The 18,499-nt window shown below is 64.0% G+C and carries 15 protein-coding genes, 1 tRNA gene and 1 pseudogene; 10 read left to right on the forward strand and 7 right to left on the reverse strand.

The window, feature by feature from the left end; all coding sequences use genetic code 11:
- Positions 1–27 precede the first annotated feature (27 nt).
- Genes EJ077_RS05320 through EJ077_RS05330 form a run of 3 tightly spaced genes read right to left on the reverse strand, consistent with a single transcriptional unit; the run spans position 28 to position 3,669 of the window.
- Positions 28–999 (reverse strand): ABC transporter permease, encoded by a 972-nt coding sequence (locus EJ077_RS05320; protein WP_208700190.1) that lies wholly within the window; start codon positions 997–999, stop codon positions 28–30.
- A 1-nt stretch (position 1,000) separates the two neighbouring features.
- Positions 1,001–2,140, reverse strand: a complete 1,140-nt coding sequence (locus EJ077_RS05325; protein WP_136090865.1) for an ABC transporter permease — start codon at positions 2,138–2,140, stop codon at positions 1,001–1,003.
- On the reverse strand, positions 2,137–3,669 hold the full coding sequence (locus EJ077_RS05330; protein WP_208700192.1) for an ABC transporter ATP-binding protein: 1,533 nt from the start codon (positions 3,667–3,669) through the stop codon (positions 2,137–2,139). Before EJ077_RS05330 ends, EJ077_RS05325 begins: the two co-directional genes overlap by 4 nt.
- A 216-nt stretch (positions 3,670–3,885) precedes the next feature.
- Here EJ077_RS05330 and EJ077_RS05335 point away from each other — a divergent pair, with 216 nt between their 5' ends.
- Positions 3,886–4,092, forward strand: coding sequence for a SlyX family protein (locus tag EJ077_RS05335; protein ID WP_123151274.1), 207 nt, complete (start codon positions 3,886–3,888; stop codon positions 4,090–4,092).
- A 22-nt stretch (positions 4,093–4,114) separates the two neighbouring features.
- Positions 4,115–4,513 (forward strand): hypothetical protein, encoded by a 399-nt coding sequence (locus EJ077_RS05340; RefSeq protein WP_208700194.1) that lies wholly within the window; start codon positions 4,115–4,117, stop codon positions 4,511–4,513.
- Between the two features lie 62 nt (positions 4,514–4,575).
- Here EJ077_RS05340 and EJ077_RS05345 read toward each other — a convergent pair whose 3' ends face one another.
- The 3 genes from EJ077_RS05345 to EJ077_RS05355 all read right to left on the reverse strand — a co-directional run bounded on the left by EJ077_RS05345 (position 4,576) and on the right by EJ077_RS05355 (position 6,990).
- A complete protein-coding gene (locus EJ077_RS05345) occupies positions 4,576–5,565 on the reverse strand; it encodes a BMP family lipoprotein (protein WP_208700196.1) in 990 nt (329 codons plus the stop codon).
- 251 nt (positions 5,566–5,816) lie between these two features.
- Positions 5,817–6,140 carry a hypothetical protein gene (locus EJ077_RS05350; RefSeq protein WP_127869964.1) on the reverse strand — a complete coding sequence of 108 codons (324 nt, stop codon included), beginning with the start codon at positions 6,138–6,140 and terminating at the stop codon, positions 5,817–5,819.
- A 130-nt stretch (positions 6,141–6,270) separates the two neighbouring features.
- The gene (locus tag EJ077_RS05355) at positions 6,271–6,990 is read right to left on the reverse strand and encodes a DUF2569 domain-containing protein (protein ID WP_245458643.1); all 720 of its coding nucleotides are present in this window, start codon (positions 6,988–6,990) and stop codon (positions 6,271–6,273) included.
- Between the two features lie 374 nt (positions 6,991–7,364).
- Between EJ077_RS05355 and EJ077_RS05360 the strand changes: the two genes are divergently transcribed.
- The 8 genes and pseudogenes from EJ077_RS05360 to EJ077_RS05395 all read left to right on the forward strand — a co-directional run bounded on the left by EJ077_RS05360 (position 7,365) and on the right by EJ077_RS05395 (position 16,866).
- Positions 7,365–7,454: transfer RNA gene (locus tag EJ077_RS05360), tRNA-Ser, on the forward strand.
- 233 nt (positions 7,455–7,687) lie between these two features.
- On the forward strand, positions 7,688–7,990 hold the full coding sequence (locus tag EJ077_RS05365) for a DUF982 domain-containing protein (RefSeq protein ID WP_140704254.1): 303 nt from the start codon (positions 7,688–7,690) through the stop codon (positions 7,988–7,990).
- 691 nt (positions 7,991–8,681) lie between these two features.
- Positions 8,682–8,771, forward strand: a complete 90-nt coding sequence (kdpF, locus tag EJ077_RS05370) for a K(+)-transporting ATPase subunit F (protein ID WP_208700200.1) — start codon at positions 8,682–8,684, stop codon at positions 8,769–8,771.
- A 25-nt stretch (positions 8,772–8,796) separates the two neighbouring features.
- Positions 8,797–10,500: a potassium-transporting ATPase subunit KdpA gene (gene kdpA / locus EJ077_RS05375; protein ID WP_208700202.1), complete on the forward strand. Its 1,704-nt coding sequence runs from the start codon at positions 8,797–8,799 to the stop codon at positions 10,498–10,500.
- 219 nt (positions 10,501–10,719) lie between these two features.
- The gene (gene kdpB, locus EJ077_RS05380; protein WP_208700204.1) at positions 10,720–12,813 is read left to right on the forward strand and encodes a potassium-transporting ATPase subunit KdpB; all 2,094 of its coding nucleotides are present in this window, start codon (positions 10,720–10,722) and stop codon (positions 12,811–12,813) included.
- An 11-nt stretch (positions 12,814–12,824) separates the two neighbouring features.
- Entirely contained in the window at positions 12,825–13,388 is a 564-nt protein-coding gene (gene kdpC / locus EJ077_RS05385; protein WP_208700206.1) for a potassium-transporting ATPase subunit KdpC, read from the forward strand.
- Between the two features lie 57 nt (positions 13,389–13,445).
- Positions 13,446–16,180, forward strand: a pseudogene (locus EJ077_RS05390) (DUF4118 domain-containing protein).
- Complete coding sequence (locus EJ077_RS05395; RefSeq protein ID WP_208700208.1) at positions 16,177–16,866, forward strand: response regulator transcription factor; 690 nt, start codon at positions 16,177–16,179, stop codon at positions 16,864–16,866. Before EJ077_RS05390 ends, EJ077_RS05395 begins: the two are co-directional and overlap by 4 nt.
- Positions 16,867–16,891: 25 nt before the next feature.
- Here EJ077_RS05395 and EJ077_RS05400 read toward each other — a convergent pair whose 3' ends face one another.
- Positions 16,892–18,328, reverse strand: a complete 1,437-nt coding sequence (locus EJ077_RS05400; RefSeq protein WP_208700210.1) for an MFS transporter — start codon at positions 18,326–18,328, stop codon at positions 16,892–16,894.
- Positions 18,329–18,499: the final 171 nt, after the last annotated feature.

Below are 18,499 nucleotides of genomic sequence, written 5' to 3' on the forward strand. Positions count from 1 at the left end.
TCCAAACCCGGCGTGTGGAGTCTTGTCTTAGCGTTCCTTGACGTAAGGCACGCCGCCTGCGCGTGGCGGGATGGCCTTGCCGATGAAGCCGGCGAGCAGGATGACGGTCAGCACATAAGGCAGCGCCTGCATGAACTGCACCGACACCTTGCCGACAATGGGCAGCGGTGTCCCCTGCAGGCGGATCGACGCCGCATCGAGGAAGCCGAACAGCAGGCAGGCGAACATGGCGTTGACCGGTTTCCATTTGGCGAAGATCAGCGCGGCCAGTGCGATGTAGCCCTTGCCCGCCGTCATGTCCTTCACGAAGCCGCCATTCTGCACCATCGAAAGATAGGCGCCGGCGAATCCGGTCAGGATGCCGGTGCAGATCAGCGCGCGATAGCGCAGCCAGGCGACCGAGATGCCGGCGGTGTCGACCGCGGCTGGATTTTCGCCGACCGCGCGCAGCCTGAGGCCGAAGCGCGTGCGAAACAGCACCCACCAGGTGAACGGCACCATCGCAAAGGCGAAATAGACGAGGATCGAATGGCCGGAGATCAGTTCGGCATAGATCGGACCGATTATCGGCACGTCCCTGGCCGCTTCGGCGCCAGGCCAGATGATCGCCTCGAACCGCTCGCCCGGTTGCAGCGCCGGCGTGCGGCCACCCTGCTGGAACCAGGCCTGGCCGAGGATGATGGTCGATCCGGCGGCGACGAAGTTGATCGCCACGCCCGAAACGATCTGGTTGCCGCGATGGGTGATCGAGGCAAAACCGTGCACCAGCGCGAAGGCGACAGAGATCAGGACCGCCATGCCGAGACCGATAAGCGCCGAATGGAACACGGAAGCCGCGGCAGCCCCCGCGAAGGCGCCGACCAGCATCTTGCCCTCGAGGCCGATGTCGAAAATGCCGGCCCGCTCCGAATAGAGGCCGGCGAGGCAGGCAAGCAGCAGCGGCACCGACAGGCGGATGGTCGAGTCCAGCACCTGGATGATTGCGTTGAAGATATCCATCTCAGGCGCCCTTTCCGTTGACGGCCTGCATGCCCACCGATTTCGGGCTGAACGAGGCGAACAGAGCCTGGATATAGGGCCTGAACATGTGCTCCAGCGCGCCGGCGAAGAGGATGACCAACCCTTGAATGATGACGATCATGTCGCGGCTGATCGCCGGCATCTCGAAGGCGAGTTCGGCGCCGCCCTGGTAGAGCATGCCGAACAGGATCGCCGCCAGCACGATGCCGACCGGATGCAGGCGGCCCATCAGCGCCACGGCGATGCCGACGAAGCCGGCGCCCGAAACGAAGTCGATCGCGACATTGTGCTGGTCGCCCATCACCGGGTTGAGCGCCATCATGCCGGCCAGCGCGCCCGAGATCATCATGGCGGTGATGATGATGCGCGTTTCCGAAATGCCGGCATAGCGGGCCGCCTTCGGGCTGTGGCCATAGGTGCGCATCTCGTAGCCGAGCCTGGTGCGCCAGATCAGCAGCCAGACCAGGAAGGCCATCACCAGCGCCAGCAGGAAGCAGATGTTGAGCGGGGCCGAGCGGATCTTGGCGCCGAACAGTTCGATGATCCAGTTGAGCTTCGGCAGTTCGGCGCCGGCGAGGAAGTTGCGCGTCTGCGGCGCCTGCGACCCTGCCGGTTTCAGCGGACCGACCAGCAGGTAGACCATGATCGAGGCGGCGATGAAGTTGAACATGATCGTGGTGATGACGATGTGCGAGCCGCGCTTGGCCTGCAGATAGGCGGGGATCAACGCCCACAACGCGCCCACGAGCGCCGAGGCCACGATGGCCAGCGGAAATGTCAGCCACCAGGGCAGTGTGCTGTCGAAGGAAAGACAGACGATGGCGATGCCGAGGCCGGCGATGTAGGCCTGTCCCTCGGTGCCGATGTTGAACAGGCCGCAATGCGCCGCCACCGCCACCGAAAGCCCGGTGAATATGAAGGTCGTGGCATAGAACAGGGTGAAGGCGATGCCTGTTCCCTTGCCGAAGGCGCCTTCGACCAGGATGACGGCGGCGCGGAAAGGGTTTTCGCCGACCAGCATGACGACGAAGCCGGCAACGATGAAGGCGACCGACAGGTTGATCAGCGGGATCAGCCCATAGTCGGCCCAGGCCGGCAATTTGGCGTAAGGCGTGCTCACTGGGCGGCCTCCTGATGCTCGACACCGGCCATCAGCAGGCCAAGCTCGCCTTCGGTCGCCTCGGGGCCGCGCTCGCCGACGATGCGGCCGGCAAACATCACCAGGATGCGGTCGGAGAGCGAACGTATCTCGTCGAGTTCGACCGAGACCACCAGCACCGCCTTGCCCTGGTCGCGCATGGCGATCAGGCGCTTGTGGATGAATTCGATGGCGCCGACATCGACGCCGCGCGTCGGCTGACCGACGATCAGCACGCCCGGGTCCTGTTCGATTTCGCGCGCGAGCACGATCTTCTGCTGGTTGCCGCCCGAAAAATTGGCCGTCTTCAGGCGCGGATTGCCGGGACGAATGTCGTATTTCTCGATCTTGTCCTTGGCATCGGCCATGATGGCGTCGATGTTGAGGAACGGTCCCCTGAGGTAACGGGGATCGTCATGGTAGCCGAGGATGGAATTTTCGTTTTCCTCGAAGGCCAGCACCAGACCGACATGGTGGCGGTCTTCCGGCACGTGGGCGAGGCCGCGGTCGCGCAATTCGCCGGGATCGGCCTTGCCGGTGAGATCGATCGGCTTGCCCTCGAGCATCACGGAACCGGAAACGGCGTGCCTGATGCCGGAAATCGCCTCGAGCAATTCGGATTGGCCGTTGCCGGCGACGCCGGCGATGCCGACGATTTCGCCGGCGCGCAAATCGAAGGAGACGTCGTCGACCATGGTCACGCCGCGGGAATCCCTGACCGTCAGATTCTTGACCGCGAGCTTGACCGCACCGGCCTCGGCCTCGCGCTTTTCGACCCGGAGCAGCACGCGCCGCCCGACCATCAGTTCGGCCAGTTCCTCGACGGTGGTTTTCCTGGTCTCCCGGGTCGCCACCATTGTGCCTTGGCGCATCACCGACACGGTGTCGGTGATGGCCATGATCTCGCGCAGCTTGTGGGTGATCAGCACCACCGTCTTTCCCTGTTCCTTCAATTGCCTGAGGATGCGGAACAGGTGGTCGGCCTCGGCCGGCGTCAAGACGCCCGTCGGCTCGTCGAGGATCAGGATTTCGGCGCCGCGATAAAGCGCCTTCAGGATTTCGACGCGCTGCTGCAGGCCGACCGGCAGTTCCTCGATGATCGCATCGGGATCGACTTCCAGCCCGTATTCGCGCTCCAGCCGGTCAAGCTCGGAGCGCGCCTTGGCGATGCTGCTCTTCAGAAGCGCATCGGTTTCGGCGCCGAGGATGATGTTTTCCAGTACCGAGAAATTGTCGACCAGCATGAAATGCTGGTGCACCATGCCGATGCCGAGCGCGATCGCGTCGTTGGGGGTCTTGATCGACGCCGGCTTGCCGCCGACACGGATCTCGCCGCTGTCGGCCTGGTAGAAACCGTAGAGGATCGACATCAGCGTCGACTTGCCGGCACCGTTCTCGCCGACGATACCGTGAATAGTGCCGCGCGCGATCTCCAGATTGATGTCGCGGTTGGCGCGCACCGCACCAAAACTCTTGTTGATGCCTGTCAGTTCGATTGCGGCTTGCGCCATGCAGCCTGTCCCACTCTTATTTTTTTATCGCTTGGTCAAAATGCCTAGCATGACGCTCCGCCCATGCCAATTGTCCGGAGCAGCGTCCACTCTCGACAAATCCGCGCGCGCTTGTCAATTTCGAACGTGGCCGAAGCTCTCGCATTCGCTAATATGGCGAGGTCGATTTGACATTGCGGCGCAAGGTGTCGCGGCGCGAACTGGGGACTTTGCATGATCATGCCCGCCGACCGGCTGACGACGCTGGAAATCCGCGCCGCCGAACAGGAGAAGACCATCGAGGAACTGTCGGGCCAGATTGCCGAGCAGTGGAAGGTGATCGAACGCATGCAGCGCAAGCTCGATGCGTTGACCGACCGCTTCCTGGCCCTTGAAGAGCAGGCGGCACCGGATGTGCCGGTGACCAAACCGCCGCACTGGTGAGGAGAAGGGGAGGGTCCTGGCCATGGCCGGTGAAAGCGACCGCATCGCAAGGGCCGGCGATTATGTGCTGGGCCTGATGAACGATGCCGAGCGCGAGCGGGCCGAGCGCGATCTTGAGATCGACCCTGCCTTCCGCGACGCAGTGGTGCAACTCGCCGAACGCATGCATGTTTTCGACCGTGCCGAAAAACCAGCCGGCGCCAATCATTGGGCGCTGGTCACGCAACGCCTGGCCGAATTACCGCAAATGCGCAGCGTTGGCCTGGGCGGCAACGATGCCAAACCGCCGACAGTGATCCGAAGCCTGTCTCGACAGCCGTACGGCGTTGGCGTGCACGCGCTGGGCGGTCGGCGTGGGTACGTGGTCGCCGTGGCACTGATCGCGGCCTTCGCGCTGGGTTATCTGGCCGGCAAGCTGTAGGCCGACACAAAACCGCCGGGCGTTGCCCGGCGGTTCCAGTCATTGCCGTATGGTGCCGCCGATCAATAGGGGCAGGCGTTGTCGGCAGTGTAGTCGTGCACCTGGATCTTGCCGGCGATGATGTCGGCCTTGGCCTTTTCGACCGCCGCCTTCATTTCGTCGGTCACCAGCGCCTTGTTGTTGTCGTCCATGGCGTAGTCGACGCCGCCTTCCTTGAGGCCGAGATTTTGCAAGCCACCTTTGAAGGTGCCGTTCTTGCCGTCCATGAAGGCATTGTAGACGGCGACGTCCACACGCTTCATCATCGACGTCAGCACCTTGCCGGGCTGCAGGCCGTTCTGGTTGGAATCGACGCCGATGCCGAGCTTGCCGGCATCAGCCGCCGCCTGCAGCACGCCGACGCCGGTGCCGCCGGCCGCGGCATAGACCACGTCGGAGCCCTGGTCGATCTGCGTCTTGGCGATCTCGCCGCCCTTGGCCGGGTCGTTCCAGGCAGCCGGCGTGTCGCCGGTCATGTTCTGGATGACATCGGTCGCGCCTGCCGCCTTGGCGCCGCCGACATAGCCGCATTCGAATTTGCGGATCAGCGGGATGTCCATGCCGCCGATGAAGGAGACCTTCTTGGACTTCGAGGCCATCCCTGCCAGGATGCCGACGAGATAGGAGCCTTCATTCTCCTTGAACACCAGCGAACGGACGTTGGGCAGGTCGACGGCATCGTCGATGATGGCGAAGTTCAGGTCGGGATAATCTTTTGCGACCGCTTTGAGGGCGTCCTCCCAGGCAAAGCCGGCCATGACGATCGGGTTACGGCCGTCCTCGGCGAAGCGGCGCAGCGCCTGCTCGCGCTGCGAGGCGTTGGACACTTCGAACTCGACATAAGGGGTGCCGGTCTCGGTCTTGAATTTCTCGGCGCCGTGGAAGGCCGCCTCATTGAAGGATTTGTCGAACTTGCCGCCCAGATCATAGAGGATGGCCGGCTGGACATCCGCGGCGAAAGCCGGAAGAACCATTGCGGTTGCGGCCAGGAGGCCGAGAACGATACGTTTCATGTGATCCACACCCTGTCGGTTATTTTTTCCGTTACGCACCGCCTGTCTGCCCGGTTCTCCGGCAGGCAAACGACGTTAGCCAGGAGTGTATTCCCCTCCCGCTCCCGGCCAATCTGGCACGGCCCGAAACAAAATTCACGCGGAATTTTGACCTTTTGGAAAAGCATGCCATAGGCACGCCGCGCCGCGATCCGATCCTTGCGCGCAAGCCGTCAGGAGGTGGCCGGAACGACGCAGGCGATGCCGGTGGGTCAGTTCGCGGCGAACTGTCCCGTGCGCCGCTGCCGCCGGTAGCCTATGGCGTAAAGCAGGAAGGCCAGCACCGCGAAGACCGCAAAGCCCGGCTGGTTGAGCACCCAGGCGATGGCGCCATCCCACAACAGCGGACTGGCCTTGGCGCGGACATAGGTTTCGAAGGCCGCCCGCGTGTCCGGCGAGACAGCCAGCCAGCTGGCATTGAGCGGGGTCAGCACGAGGGCCGAAGCCGCCACCGTGCGCGTCGTGTCGAGCACCGCCATGATGACCGAAACCGACAGCGCGACCATGGCCGCAAGACGAAAGACGAAGCGAAACATCAAGGCTCTCCCCCGTTCATCCTGGGAACTGACCAGGAGCCCTCCGGCAGATGTCCCAACCAGAAATAGAATGAGTGCGGTTTGTCCGCAATCGCGATACGCGAATTTGAAGGCCGGCGCTTTCTGATCCCTATGCGACTGGCTTGCGCCCGCGGCGGTGGACGAGCCAGACGGCAAGAATGCCTCCGGCGATCGCGCCGACCACCAGCCCGGCCAAGCCGATGAAAGCGGCAAAGTAGCCGCAGCCGCCCTCGAAGCAACTGACCTCGGCGACATCGGCGATCACCGAGCCAGCCAGGAAGCCGCCAACGGCGCCAATGACCGCGCCCAGGATGATGCCGAGCAAGGCAGCGACGATGGAAACGAAGACCGACGGCGCTTCGGCCGGCGGCCTGGCATAGACGTCCTCGGCGCCGGAGCCGCGGCGCAACAGATAAATGCAAAGCAGGCCGATGGCGATTTCGGCGCCGCCGATGAGCTGGCTCCTGGCGGAGAAGACGAAATCGGGCACGGCAAGCACATAGGCCTGCCTCGCCAGCACCCAGACGATGGTCGCCACCTGCCAGATGATGAACTGGCGCGGGAAGCGCGCCGAGCGGCCAAAGGCAAGGCCGAGCAGGTAAAGGCCCCACAGGATGGTGATGATGTCGACGGCAAGCCCGCCAAGGAGGAAATAGAAGATCCTGTCCGGCAGGCCGGAGTCGCCGGTCAGCCACCAGGCCGAGGCCAGGCCGTAGACCGACCACGCCATGACGAAGATGAGCCAACCCACCGGGACATAAGACAGGTCATTGCCTGGCCGCCCGACTGGCGCCTGCCCACTGTTCGGTTGCCCACTGCTTGATGTCATGTCCGGACGATGCCCCCGCAAAGCCTCCGCATCACTCGACAGGTGGCCGGCGGCGAAGTCAAGCGCGGCGGGTCTTGCGGCCTCGCCTGTGCACATCATTCGGGGCGTCGGTACCTCGAAAACGGATGCAGCGGCGGCCTCACGAAGCGCTGTGTGGCCGGCAAAGCGAATAGACTGCCGTTATGGCTTGGCATTCGGCGCGGGATCGACTAGATGAGCCCCGCGCCTGTTGCTTTGACGGCTCAGGTGCGACGGGAAGGTGTTTGCTGGTTGGCGGCACCCACGGCGCGGAAATCGCGTCCCGGCTTCCTGAAGGGACTGCATTTGTCCCCAACCCGCGCGGCGAAACCGGCCGTCGCGAAAAATGCAAGGACGGAGAGGTGGCCGAGTGGTTGAAGGCGCACGCCTGGAAAGTGTGTTTACGGGAGACCGTAACGCGGGTTCGAATCCCGCTCTCTCCGCCATTTTTGTCGTCAAGCCACTGAATCACTTTTCTATTTGTAATATGCCGTGTGGCTCCGCTCGCTGAGACAACAGCGATTGCAGTAGCAAGCCGTCGGTCGCTTCCGCCCAGTTGATTACCAGACGCGGCTGCCTGCTCGGGAACCTCCTGCTTCGCAATGCGTTTCCCGGCGTCTCATCAGCAGATCCCGCCAGGATTTTCTGCGAGCACCGCCACCAATCAGGAGCCCGCTTCATGCATGACAAGCTGTTTCATTCGCCCGTCGCCTTGACCGTCGGCCTCGGCTTCAAGCGCGAGATCGCCTCGCTGGCCGAAATGCACGATTTCCTGACCAACTGGACGACCTCCCGCCGTGGTCCCCTTTATCGCAATGCCGTCGAGGCATGTGGCCTGGCCCTGGAAGGTTGCATCACGAGGGACGAGGCGCGACATGCGCTCGTTGAATTCGCGCAAGCCACCGGCATTCTCTGGCCCGAGATCGAGCCTGTCATCGTGGCGCGTGCCGTCGCGCGCGGCTATGGCGGCTACGCAGCCTGATCGTCCGACCTGCCATCATGGCGGCCAGTTTGTACGGCCACCACCGAAAGCCCGGCTTGGCCCTCCCGAGCCGGGCTTTCAATTTCATCTTGCAGAGGGTCTGCGTGGCCCAGCCGGCTGTCAGTCACACCAACTGGACGAGATGACGAGCGAAGCCTCGAAGACATGGCGCTCGCTCTCGTCGCGCACCTTCACGGTAATGGCCGTTCGGTCGTTTTCGATCATGCGGCCGACTCCCGAGCTGATGAAATTGACCGACAATTCGCGGGTTAAGCCGTTGTTCCATAAGAGATGATCTTCGCGGGCGAATAAGCGCCTTCTAACAAATGCCCCCCGAAGGAACAGGTGGCGATCGGCTCGGAGCCCTTTTCGCGCGCGTCGAGGCACCGCCCTTCGACGGCGAGCCCACGCCGGAAACCTTTATAAAATTCCTATTTCTTTGCGCCCCGCGCCGTCTCGAACCTTTATGGCGATCGGGTCCATATTCACACAACCAAGATTTGGTGCCACGTCGATGAACATGCGGCGGGGTTGTCACGGTATTGCGAGCCTTTCCAGGAAGGCACGAAGTACAAAGCACAAGGAACAGGCAAAATGGACATTATCGTGCTCGGGATCGGAGTTTTGTTCTTCGTCGTGTCCCTCGCCTACGTCAGAGCCTGCGACAGAATTTAAGCGGAAGGATCGAACCATGCTTGTCGTCTACATCCTCGGTGGCGGCGTGACCTTGTTCCTGCTCGCTTACCTGACCTACGCCCTCATTCGCCCAGAGCGTTTCTAGTCCACCGGTGCACGGAAGCTACATCATGACCATAAACGGATGGATACAGATCCTCATCTTCTGCGGGATCCTCGTTTTGCTGGTGAAGCCGCTCGGCGGCTACATGCACCGCGTCTTCAACGGCGATCGCACGCCGCTTTCGTCGGTCCTCGGCCCACTCGAGCGCGGACTCTACAGCATTTGCGGAACCAGCGAGCGCGAGGAACAGCACTGGACCACCTATGCGGTGTCCCTGCTGCTGTTCAACCTGGCGGGCTTTCTGGTGCTTTATTTCCTGCAGCGCCTGCAGGGCAGCCTCCCCTACAATCCGGCCGGCATGAGCGCGGTCGATCCGGCGCTCGCCTTCAACACCGCCGCCAGCTTCATGACCAACACCAACTGGCAGAACTACGGCGGCGAAAGCACGATGTCCTACCTCGTGCAGATGGCCGGCCTGACGGTCCAGAATTTCGTTTCGGCGGCCACCGGCATCGCCGTCGCGATTGCCCTGATCCGCGGATTTGCCCGCGCTTCGGGAAAATCGATCGGCAATTTCTGGGTCGATATGACGCGCGCCACGCTCTACGTGCTTTTGCCGCTCTGCATCGTGCTCACCCTGGTCTATGTCTGGCTCGGCATGCCGCAGACGCTCGGGCCTTATGTCGATGCCACCACGCTCGAAGGCGCCAAGCAGACGATCGCGCTCGGCCCGGTCGCCTCGCAGGTCGCCATCAAGATGCTCGGCACCAATGGCGGCGGGTTCTTCAATGCCAACGCGGCACATCCCTTCGAGAACCCCGACGCCATCTCCAACCTGATCCAGATGCTGTCGATCTTCGTCGTCGGCGCTGCCTTGACCAACGTCTTCGGCCGCATGGTCGGTAACCAGCGCCAGGGCTGGGCAATCCTTGCCTCGATGGGCGTGCTGTTCATCGCCGGCGTCGCCGTCTGCTACTGGGCGGAAGCCGCGGGCAATCCGCTGGTCCATGCGCTCGGCATCGACGGCGGCAACATGGAAGGCAAGGAGACCCGTTTCGGCATCGCGCTGTCGGCTTTGTTCGCGGTCATCACCACGGCAGCTTCATGCGGCGCGGTCAACGCCATGCACGACTCGTTCACCGCGCTTGGCGGCATGATCCCGCTCATCAACATGCAACTAGGCGAGGTCATCGTCGGCGGTGTCGGCGCCGGTTTCTATGGCATGCTGATGTTCATTCTGATTGCCGTCTTCGTCGCCGGCCTGATGGTAGGCCGCACGCCCGAATATCTCGGCAAGAAGATCGAGGCCAAGGAGGTCAAGATGGCGATGCTGGCCATCCTGTGCCTGCCTCTGGCGATGCTGGTCTTCACGGCCATCGCGGTGGTGCTGCCGAGCGCGGTCGCCTCGATCGCCAATGGCGGGCCGCACGGCTTCTCCGAAATCCTCTACGCCTACACCTCGGCGGCGGCCAATAACGGCTCGGCCTTCGGCGGCCTCACCGGCAACACGCCTTGGTACAACATCACCATCAGCATCGGCATGCTGATGGGCCGCTTCCTGGTCATCATCCCGGCGCTCGCCATCGCCGGCGCGTTGGCGGCGAAGAAGACCGTGCCCGCCTCGGCCGGCACTTTCCCGACCGACAGTCCGCTGTTCGTCGGGCTGCTGGTCGGCGTCATCGTCATCGTCGGCGGGCTGACTTTCTTCCCGGCGCTTGCCGTCGGACCAGTTGTCGAGCACCTGGCGATGATCCATGGACAGACATTCTGAGGTGCCCATGTCCTGGTTCAGCAACAAACGCCGCCATGTCAGGCGTCGGCCCGATCCGGGGAAAGAGGGGCTGCCGCCTCCTTTCCCGACCATGTCGACGTTTCTCGGGCTTGCCGGCGCCATGATCGCGCTTTGGCTGCTGGCCTACGGGCTTCCCCATCTTTTTTCGGCATCCGACCAATCGGCGCCGCACACCAACACTGAAGCCGGAGCTTCAAAATGAGCCAGTTAAAATCAGCGAGCATCGTGGATGCCCGCATCCTGTGGCCTGCCATTGGCGGCGCTTTCCGCAAACTCGATCCGCGCACGCTGGCTCGCAATCCGGTGATGTTCGTCGTCGCCGTCGTGTCGGCGCTGACATCGGTGCTGTTCGTCAAGGACCTCGTCACCGGCGGTGGCGATCTGCGCTTCACGCTGCAGATCATCATCTGGCTGTGGTTCACGGTGCTGTTCGCCAATTTCGCCGAAGCCGTCGCCGAAGGGCGCGGCAAGGCGCAGGCGGATTCGCTGCGCAAGGCGCGCACGGAAACCCAGGCCAAGCTTTTGACAGGCGAGGATCGCACCAGGTTCAAGCTGGTGCCCGGCACTGGTCTGAAGGTCGGCGACATCGTGCTGGTCGAGGCCGGCGACATCATCCCGTCCGACGGCGAGGTGGTGGAGGGCGTCGCCTCGGTCAACGAGGCGGCGATAACGGGCGAGTCCGCGCCGGTGATCCGCGAATCCGGCGGCGACCGCTCGGCTGTCACCGGCGGCACACAGGTGCTGTCCGACTGGATCCGCGTGCGCATCACCGCCGCCGCCGGCCATACTTTCCTCGATCGCATGATCTCGCTGGTCGAAGGCGCCGAGCGCCAGAAGACGCCGAACGAGATCGCGCTCAACATCCTTCTCGTCGGCATGACGCTGATCTTCGTGCTGGCCACCGCGACGATCCCGAGCTTTGCCTCCTATTCGGGCGGCTACATTTCGGTGACCGTGCTCGTCGCCCTGTTCGTGACGCTCATCCCGACCACGATCGGCGCGCTGCTGTCAGCCATCGGCATTGCCGGCATGGACCGCCTGGTGCGCTTCAATGTGCTGGCCATGTCGGGCCGCGCGGTGGAAGCCGCCGGTGATGTCGATACGCTGCTGCTCGACAAGACCGGCACGATCACGCTCGGCAATCGCCAGGCGACGGAATTCCGACCGGTCAAAGGCGTGAGCGAGCAGGAACTGGCCGACGCGGCACAGCTTGCCTCGCTCGCCGACGAGACGCCGGAAGGCCGCTCGATCGTCGTACTGGCCAAGGAGAAGTACGCCATCCGTGCCCGCGACATGGCGACGTTGCACGCCACGTTCGTGCCCTTCACGGCACAGACCCGCATGAGCGGCGTCGACATAGACGGCTCTTCGGTACGCAAGGGCGCGGTCGATTCGATCCTGACCTATGTCAGCCAGCCGACATCGGCCACGCATGGCATACGGCCCGGAAGCGATACCGTGCGCGACCTGCAGGCGATAGCCGACGAGGTCGCCAAATCGGGCGGTACGCCGCTGGCGGTCGAGCGGGACGGGCGCCTGCTCGGCGTCGTCCACCTGAAGGATATCGTCAAGGGCGGTATCCGCGAGCGTTTCGCCGAACTGCGCAGCATGGGCATCCGCACGGTGATGATCACCGGCGACAATCCGATGACGGCGGCAGCCATTGCGGCGGAAGCCGGCGTCGACGACTTCCTCGCCCAGGCGACGCCCGAGGACAAGCTGAAGCTGATCCGTGACGAGCAGGCCAGGGGCAAGCTGGTCGCCATGTGCGGCGACGGCACCAACGACGCGCCAGCGCTCGCGCAGGCCGATGTCGGCGTGGCCATGAACACCGGCACGGTCGCCGCCCGCGAGGCCGGCAACATGGTCGATCTCGACAGCGATCCGACCAAGCTGATCGAGATCGTCGAAATCGGCAAGGCGCTGTTGATGACGCGCGGTTCGTTGACGACCTTCTCCATCGCCAATGACGTCGCCAAGTACTTCGCCATCATCCCGGCCATGTTCGCCGTCTTCTACGTCGCGCCCGGCCACACGACCGGCCCGTTGCAGGCGCTCAACATCATGCACCTTGCGACACCGCAGAGCGCCATCCTGTCGGCCATCATCTTCAACGCGCTGATCATCATCGCGCTGATCCCGCTGTCGCTGCGCGGCGTGAAGTACCGGGCGATCGGCGCCGGCGCGCTGCTGAGCCGCAACCTTCTCGTCTACGGCCTTGGCGGCATCGTCGTGCCGTTCGTCGGCATCAAGATAATCGACATGGCTGTCACCGCCCTTGGCCTTGCATAAGGATCATTCCGATGCTCAAGCAAATCAGACCCGCGATCATCATGATCGTTTTCTTCACCGTGCTGACCGGGCTCGTCTATCCCATCGGCATGACCGGTATCGCGCAGGCGCTGTTCCCGCATCAGGCCAATGGCAGCCTGCTCGAGAAGGACGGCAAGGTGATCGGCTCCGACCTGATCGGCCAGGCCTTCGCCAGCGACAAATATTTCCACGGGCGGCCTTCAGCCGCGGGCAATGGCTATGATGCCAGCGCCTCGGGCGGTTCCAATCTCGGCCCGACCAACCCGAAGTTGATAGAGCGCATCAAGGGCGATGCCGAGAGGCTGAAGGCGGAAAATCCGAACGCGCCGGTGCCGATGGACCTGGTGACCACATCCGGCAGCGGCCTTGATCCGCAGATCAGCCCGCGGGCCGCTTATTTCCAGGTTCCGCGCGTGGCCAAGGCCAGGGACATCGACGAGGCCAAGGTCAAGGCGCTCGTCGACGGCCAGGTCGAGGACCGGGAATTGGGCGTGCTCGGCGAGCCGGCGGTCAATGTGCTGGCTCTCAACCTGGCGCTGGATGCCGCGAAATAGTTGATGGCAGGCGCCGGGGATCGACACGGTCCCCGGCGCCATTCATGATCGGACCCGATGCCGGACGACAGAAGCAACGTCGAAAACAGACCATCCCCCGACGCGCTGCTCGAGCACGCCGAGCGGGAAGGGCGCGGCCGTCTGCGCATATTCCTGGGCGCGGCACCGGGTGTCGGCAAGACTTACGAGATGCTGATGTCGGGCCGTGCCAGGCTGGCCGACGGCGTCGACGTGGTGATCGGCGTGGTCGAGACGCACGGCCGCAAGGAAACACAGGCCCTGGTCGAGGGGTATGAAGTCATTGCCCGCCGCAAGGTCGACTACAAGGGGCGTGTCCTCGACGAGATGGACATCGACGCCATCCTTGCCCGGCGCCCGGCGCTGGTCCTGGTCGACGAACTCGCCCACACCAATGCGCCCGGCAGCCGCCACCCCAAGCGCTACCTCGACGTTCAGGAAATCCTGGCGCGAGGCATAGACGTCTATACGACGCTCAACATCCAGCATGTCGAAAGCCTGAACGACGTCGTCGCCCAGATCACCCGGGTCCGGGTGCGCGAGACGGTTCCCGATTCCATCATCGACCGGGCCGACGATGTCGAAATCATCGATCTGACGCCGGACGACCTGATCAAGCGGCTGGAGGAGGGAAGGTCTATTTCCCCAACACGGCGCAGCGTGCCGTCGAGAACTATTTTTCGCCGGGCAATCTGACGGCGTTGCGGGAACTGGCGCTGCGCCGTACCGCCCAGCGCGTCGACGAACAGTTGCTCAACCACATGCAGTCCCACGCCATCCAGGGTCCGTGGGCGGCGGGCGAAAGGGTGCTCGTCTGCGTCGATGCGCGTCCGGGCGGAGCAGCCCGCATTCGCTACGCACGCAGGCTGGCCGACAGGCTTCGTGCGCCGTGGACGGCGCTTCATGTCGACACGCCTCGCTCGGCCGGCATGTCCGAGGATGACAAGGACAGGCTCGCCACGCTCCTGCGCCTCGCCGAGCAACTCGGCGCCGAGGTGACGACCATTCCGGGCCAGAGCGTCGCGCAGGACATCGTTCGCCATGCGACGGCGAACAATTTCACCCACATCGTGGTCGGCAGGCCGACCCGGTCGCGCTGGCGGGAACTTATCGAGGGGTCGCTCACCTATGATCTGATCCGCAATGCCGGCGATATCAGCGTCCATGTCATCTCCGGGACGGAGCGGGACACCGAGACGCCTTCGAGGAGAGTGAGCGCGGCAGCCGAGCAGAGGCAGTTTCAGGTCAAGCCGTATTTGCTCGCCACGGCTTACGTTGCCGGATCATTGGCCGTCAGCACCGCTCTCGACCAGTTCCTCGATGTCCGCAACCTGGCGATCGTCTTCCTGCTCTCCGTGCTGACATCGGCGGTGGCCGGTGGTCTCTGGCCGGCGCTTTACGCCTGTTTCCTCAGTGTCCTTGCCTTCAACTATTTTTTCCTCGAGCCGCGCTACACGCTGACGATCAGGGATCCCGAGAGCATCGTCGCGATTGCCGTCTTCATCGCCGTCGCCGTCATCGCCAGCAACCTGACGGCGCGCGTGCAGCGTCAGGCGGCCGCCGCCCGCTCGCGGGCGCGGGCAACCGAGGACATCTATCTCTTCTCCAAGAAGCTCGCCGGCGCCGGCACGCTCGATGACGTTCTTTGGGCCACAGCCTTCCAGATCGCCTCGATGCTGAAGCTGCGCGTGGTGCTGCTGCTGCCGGAAGACGGCACGATCACGGTCAAGGCAGGCTATCCGCCCGACGACACCCTGGCCGAGGCCGACATCGCCGCCGCCCGCTGGGCCTGGGAGCACAACCGTGCCGCGGGACGTGGAGCCGATACGCTGCCCGGCGCCAAGCGCCTCTATCTTCCCTTGCGCACGGGGCGCACCGCGATCGGCGTCGTCGGCCTCGACAATGACAAGCAAGGTCCGCTTCTGACGCCCGAGCAGCAGCGGCTGCTCGACGCGCTGGCCGATCAGGCGGCGGTGGCGATCGAACGTGTCCAGCTCGTCGCCGATGTCGACCGCGCCAAGCTCGCCGCCGAAGCCGACCGGCTGCGTTCGGCCCTGCTGACCTCGATTTCGCATGACCTGAAGACGCCGCTCGCGGCCATCATGGGGGCGGCCGGCACACTCAAGGAATTCGCGCCTGATCTGCCCGATCAGGACAGGGTGGAGCTTCTGTCGACGGTGATCGACGAATCGGAACGGCTGAACCGCTTCATCGCCAACCTGCTCGACATGACCAAGATCGAGTCCGGTGCGATGGAGCCCAACTACGCGCTCCACTATCTCGGCGATATCGTCGGCACGGCGCTCGACCGCGCCCGCAAGATCACCGGCGAACACCAGATCGAAGTCGACATTCCACCCGAACTGGCGATGCTTAGGCTTGATCCCGTGTTGTTCGAGCAGGTCCTGTTCAACCTTCTCGACAATGCCTCGAAATATTCGCCGCCCGGCTCGACGATCCGCGTCCAGGGATGGACCGACAATGGCTCCGTCGTCGTGCAGGTCATGGATGAAGGGCCGGGCATTCCGGCGCAGGACCTGGAACGCGTGTTCGACACATTCTACCGGGTTCGCAAGGGTGATCAGGTGCGTGCCGGCACCGGGCTCGGCCTGTCGATCTGCCGTGGCTTTGTCGAGGCAATGGGCGGCACGATCACGGCCGCCAACCGGACCGACCGCTCCGGTGCCGCCTTCACCATCCGGATGCCGGTGCCGGCGGAATTGCCCGATGTCGGCAATGGTGGCGACGAGCCCGGCGAGGATCAGCCCCGATGACCAATTCCAATGTCAGGATACTGGTTGTCGATGACGAGCCGCCGATCCGCAAGCTGCTGCGGGTCGGCCTCGCCAGCCAGGGTTACACGATCTGCGAGGCGCCGAACGCCAAGGTGGCGATCGAGCTGATCGAACAGGAAAAGCCCGACCTGGTGTTGCTCGATCTCGGCCTGCCCGGCATGGGAGGTCATGACCTCCTGCGCCAATGGCGTGACGGGGGCATCGACATTCCCGTCGTCATCCTCTCCAGCCGCACCGACGAGGCCGGTATCGTCAGCGCGCTCGAACTCGGCGCCGACGATTATGTCACCAAGCCGTTCGGCATGAACGAACTGGTGGCGCGCATCGGCGTGGCGCTGCGGCACAAGTTCCAGCAACAGGGCGAGAAGCCGGTTTTCCAGAGCGGCGACCTCAGCGTCGATCTGGTCAAGCGCATCGTCAAGGTCGATGACAGGGAGGTGAAGCTCTCGCCGAAGGAGTACGACATATTGCGCATCCTGGTGCAGCACGCCGGCAAGGTGCTCACCCACCACTTCATCCTGAAGCAGATCTGGGACGATTCGACCGATGTGCAGTATCTCAGGGTCTATGTGCGCCAGCTCAGGCAGAAGATCGAAAAAACCCCCGACCAGCCGCGCTACATCACCACCGAAACCGGTGTCGGCTATCGGCTGCGCGTCGAGTGAAATAACCCGTCTGCCGGAACCCGCGTCAGCCGATGACCGCGAGCGGCCGGTTTGCCGCCGCCGATGTCCGCAAGGCGGCGAGACAGCCAAGAATGCCGAGCGGCACGAAGGCAAGGAACAGCCAGCTCGCGACATCAGCGGCCGCGTCATGGGTCAGGCCTTGCGAAAAACCGCTGGCATTGGCGACGATGCCGGCGAGGGCTGCACCCACGGCATAGCCGATGCGCTGCATGGTCGGCACCGCAGCCGAGGCGATGGTCTGCTCGTCGTCCGGGGCGGAGGCGACGATGACGCGGGTCAGGAACGGCCAGGCAATGCCGAAGCCACCGCCCTGCAACAGGGCGCAGACCAGGATTAGTGGGATCGAGCCCAGCGGTATCGTGTAGGCGAAGCCGGCGATGCCCGCCGCGATCATCAGTGCGCCGCAGACGATGATCAGTCTTTCGCGCCGCGGCGGCGCGTTGGCGACGAGGATCGACAGGATCGACCAGGCGATCGATTCGGCGGCGATGATGTAGCCGGTGGTCAGCAGCGGAATGTCGTGCAGGCTGGTCAGCAGCAGCGGCCCGTAGACGCCGAAGGAGCAGGTCGCGATGGAAAAGGCGGCCACCATGGTCATGCCGGCGCCCACTGGCGTGCGCCACGAGAACAGCCGCGCCGGGAAGAGCCGGGAGCGCGGCTTCAGCGCGTCGATGTAGAAGAACAGCGCCAGCCCGGCGAGGCCCAGCACGATCAGCAGCGAGGAACGCAACAGGGCAATGTCGACGCCGGCCGAGGCAATCAGCACCACGGCGATGGCAAGGCAGCCAAGCGCCGAGAACGGGAAGGGCGGCGCCTTGCCGGCTCCGGTGCTGGGCCTTGTCGCTTCCGGTGTGTCGAGCACGAGGAAGCTTGCCAGCGCCATGGCGGTGCCGCCGAGAGTGAAGACGCCGAAGGCCCAGCGCCACGACAGCAATTCGGTCATGACAGCGCCGAGCAGGGGACCGCTGAAGGCAGCGACGCCCCAGATCGCCGACATGATGCCGAAAAGCTGCGGCCAGATGGCACGCGAAAACAGCCGCTCGACCGAGACGAAGGCCAGCGACACCAGCGCGCCGCCGCCCAGCCCCTCGATCAGACGGCCGGCCAGGAACAATTGCATGGAAGGCGAGGTGGCGCAGATCAGCGCCCCGGCGGCGTAAAGAAGGGCCGCGACCACCATGTTGGTGCGCAGCGCCACGTAGCTCACCAGCCGTCCGGCCGCGGCACCGGCGACGATGGCGCCGAGTTCGTAGATCGCCAGCGACCAGCCGACGAGCTGCACGCCGGCCAGTTCGCCGACCATGGCCGGCATGACCGTCGCCACCATTGTCTCATTGGTGGCGTGCAGCAGGATGCCGAGGCTGATGAAGCAGAAGCGCGCCAGGTCGCCGCTTGCCCACAATGCGCGCCAATCGACCTTCTTTGTGCTGATCTCAGTCATGTCCATCCCTGCTTTGCATATCGCGATGCCGGCGCACCGCACCAGAAGCCAGCAAGGGTTTCCGGCAGGACCATGCGCACGCGGTTCCAGTCCGGACGCGCTTGTAAAACCTCAACCTCGGTTGAGTTCAAGCGATTATTTCGAGGTATGTTTGGGCCAGTGTCGTCCTGG

Origin of the sequence: Mesorhizobium sp. M8A.F.Ca.ET.057.01.1.1, assembly GCF_003952565.1 — a bacterium.
Lineage (GTDB): Bacteria > Pseudomonadota > Alphaproteobacteria > Rhizobiales > Rhizobiaceae > Mesorhizobium.

What these genes read in the sequence shown, in the direction of transcription:
- EJ077_RS05365 (WP_140704254.1), top strand. Translation starts at nt 7,688, where the DNA reads ATGCATGACAAGCTGTTTCATTCGCCCGTCGCCTTGACCGTCGGCCTC.
- EJ077_RS05355 (WP_245458643.1), bottom strand. Translation starts at nt 6,990, where the DNA reads ATGACATCAAGCAGTGGGCAACCGAACAGTGGGCAGGCGCCAGTCGGG.
- kdpA (WP_208700202.1), top strand. Translation starts at nt 8,797, where the DNA reads ATGACCATAAACGGATGGATACAGATCCTCATCTTCTGCGGGATCCTC.
- kdpF (WP_208700200.1), top strand. Translation starts at nt 8,682, where the DNA reads ATGCTTGTCGTCTACATCCTCGGTGGCGGCGTGACCTTGTTCCTGCTC.
- EJ077_RS05350 (WP_127869964.1), bottom strand. Translation starts at nt 6,140, where the DNA reads ATGTTTCGCTTCGTCTTTCGTCTTGCGGCCATGGTCGCGCTGTCGGTT.
- kdpB (WP_208700204.1), top strand. Translation starts at nt 10,720, where the DNA reads ATGAGCCAGTTAAAATCAGCGAGCATCGTGGATGCCCGCATCCTGTGG.
- EJ077_RS05330 (WP_208700192.1), bottom strand. Translation starts at nt 3,669, where the DNA reads ATGGCGCAAGCCGCAATCGAACTGACAGGCATCAACAAGAGTTTTGGT.
- EJ077_RS05395 (WP_208700208.1), top strand. Translation starts at nt 16,177, where the DNA reads ATGACCAATTCCAATGTCAGGATACTGGTTGTCGATGACGAGCCGCCG.
- EJ077_RS05400 (WP_208700210.1), bottom strand. Translation starts at nt 18,328, where the DNA reads ATGACTGAGATCAGCACAAAGAAGGTCGATTGGCGCGCATTGTGGGCA.
- EJ077_RS05345 (WP_208700196.1), bottom strand. Translation starts at nt 5,565, where the DNA reads ATGAAACGTATCGTTCTCGGCCTCCTGGCCGCAACCGCAATGGTTCTT.
- EJ077_RS05340 (WP_208700194.1), top strand. Translation starts at nt 4,115, where the DNA reads ATGGCCGGTGAAAGCGACCGCATCGCAAGGGCCGGCGATTATGTGCTG.
- kdpC (WP_208700206.1), top strand. Translation starts at nt 12,825, where the DNA reads ATGCTCAAGCAAATCAGACCCGCGATCATCATGATCGTTTTCTTCACC.
- EJ077_RS05320 (WP_208700190.1), bottom strand. Translation starts at nt 999, where the DNA reads ATGGATATCTTCAACGCAATCATCCAGGTGCTGGACTCGACCATCCGC.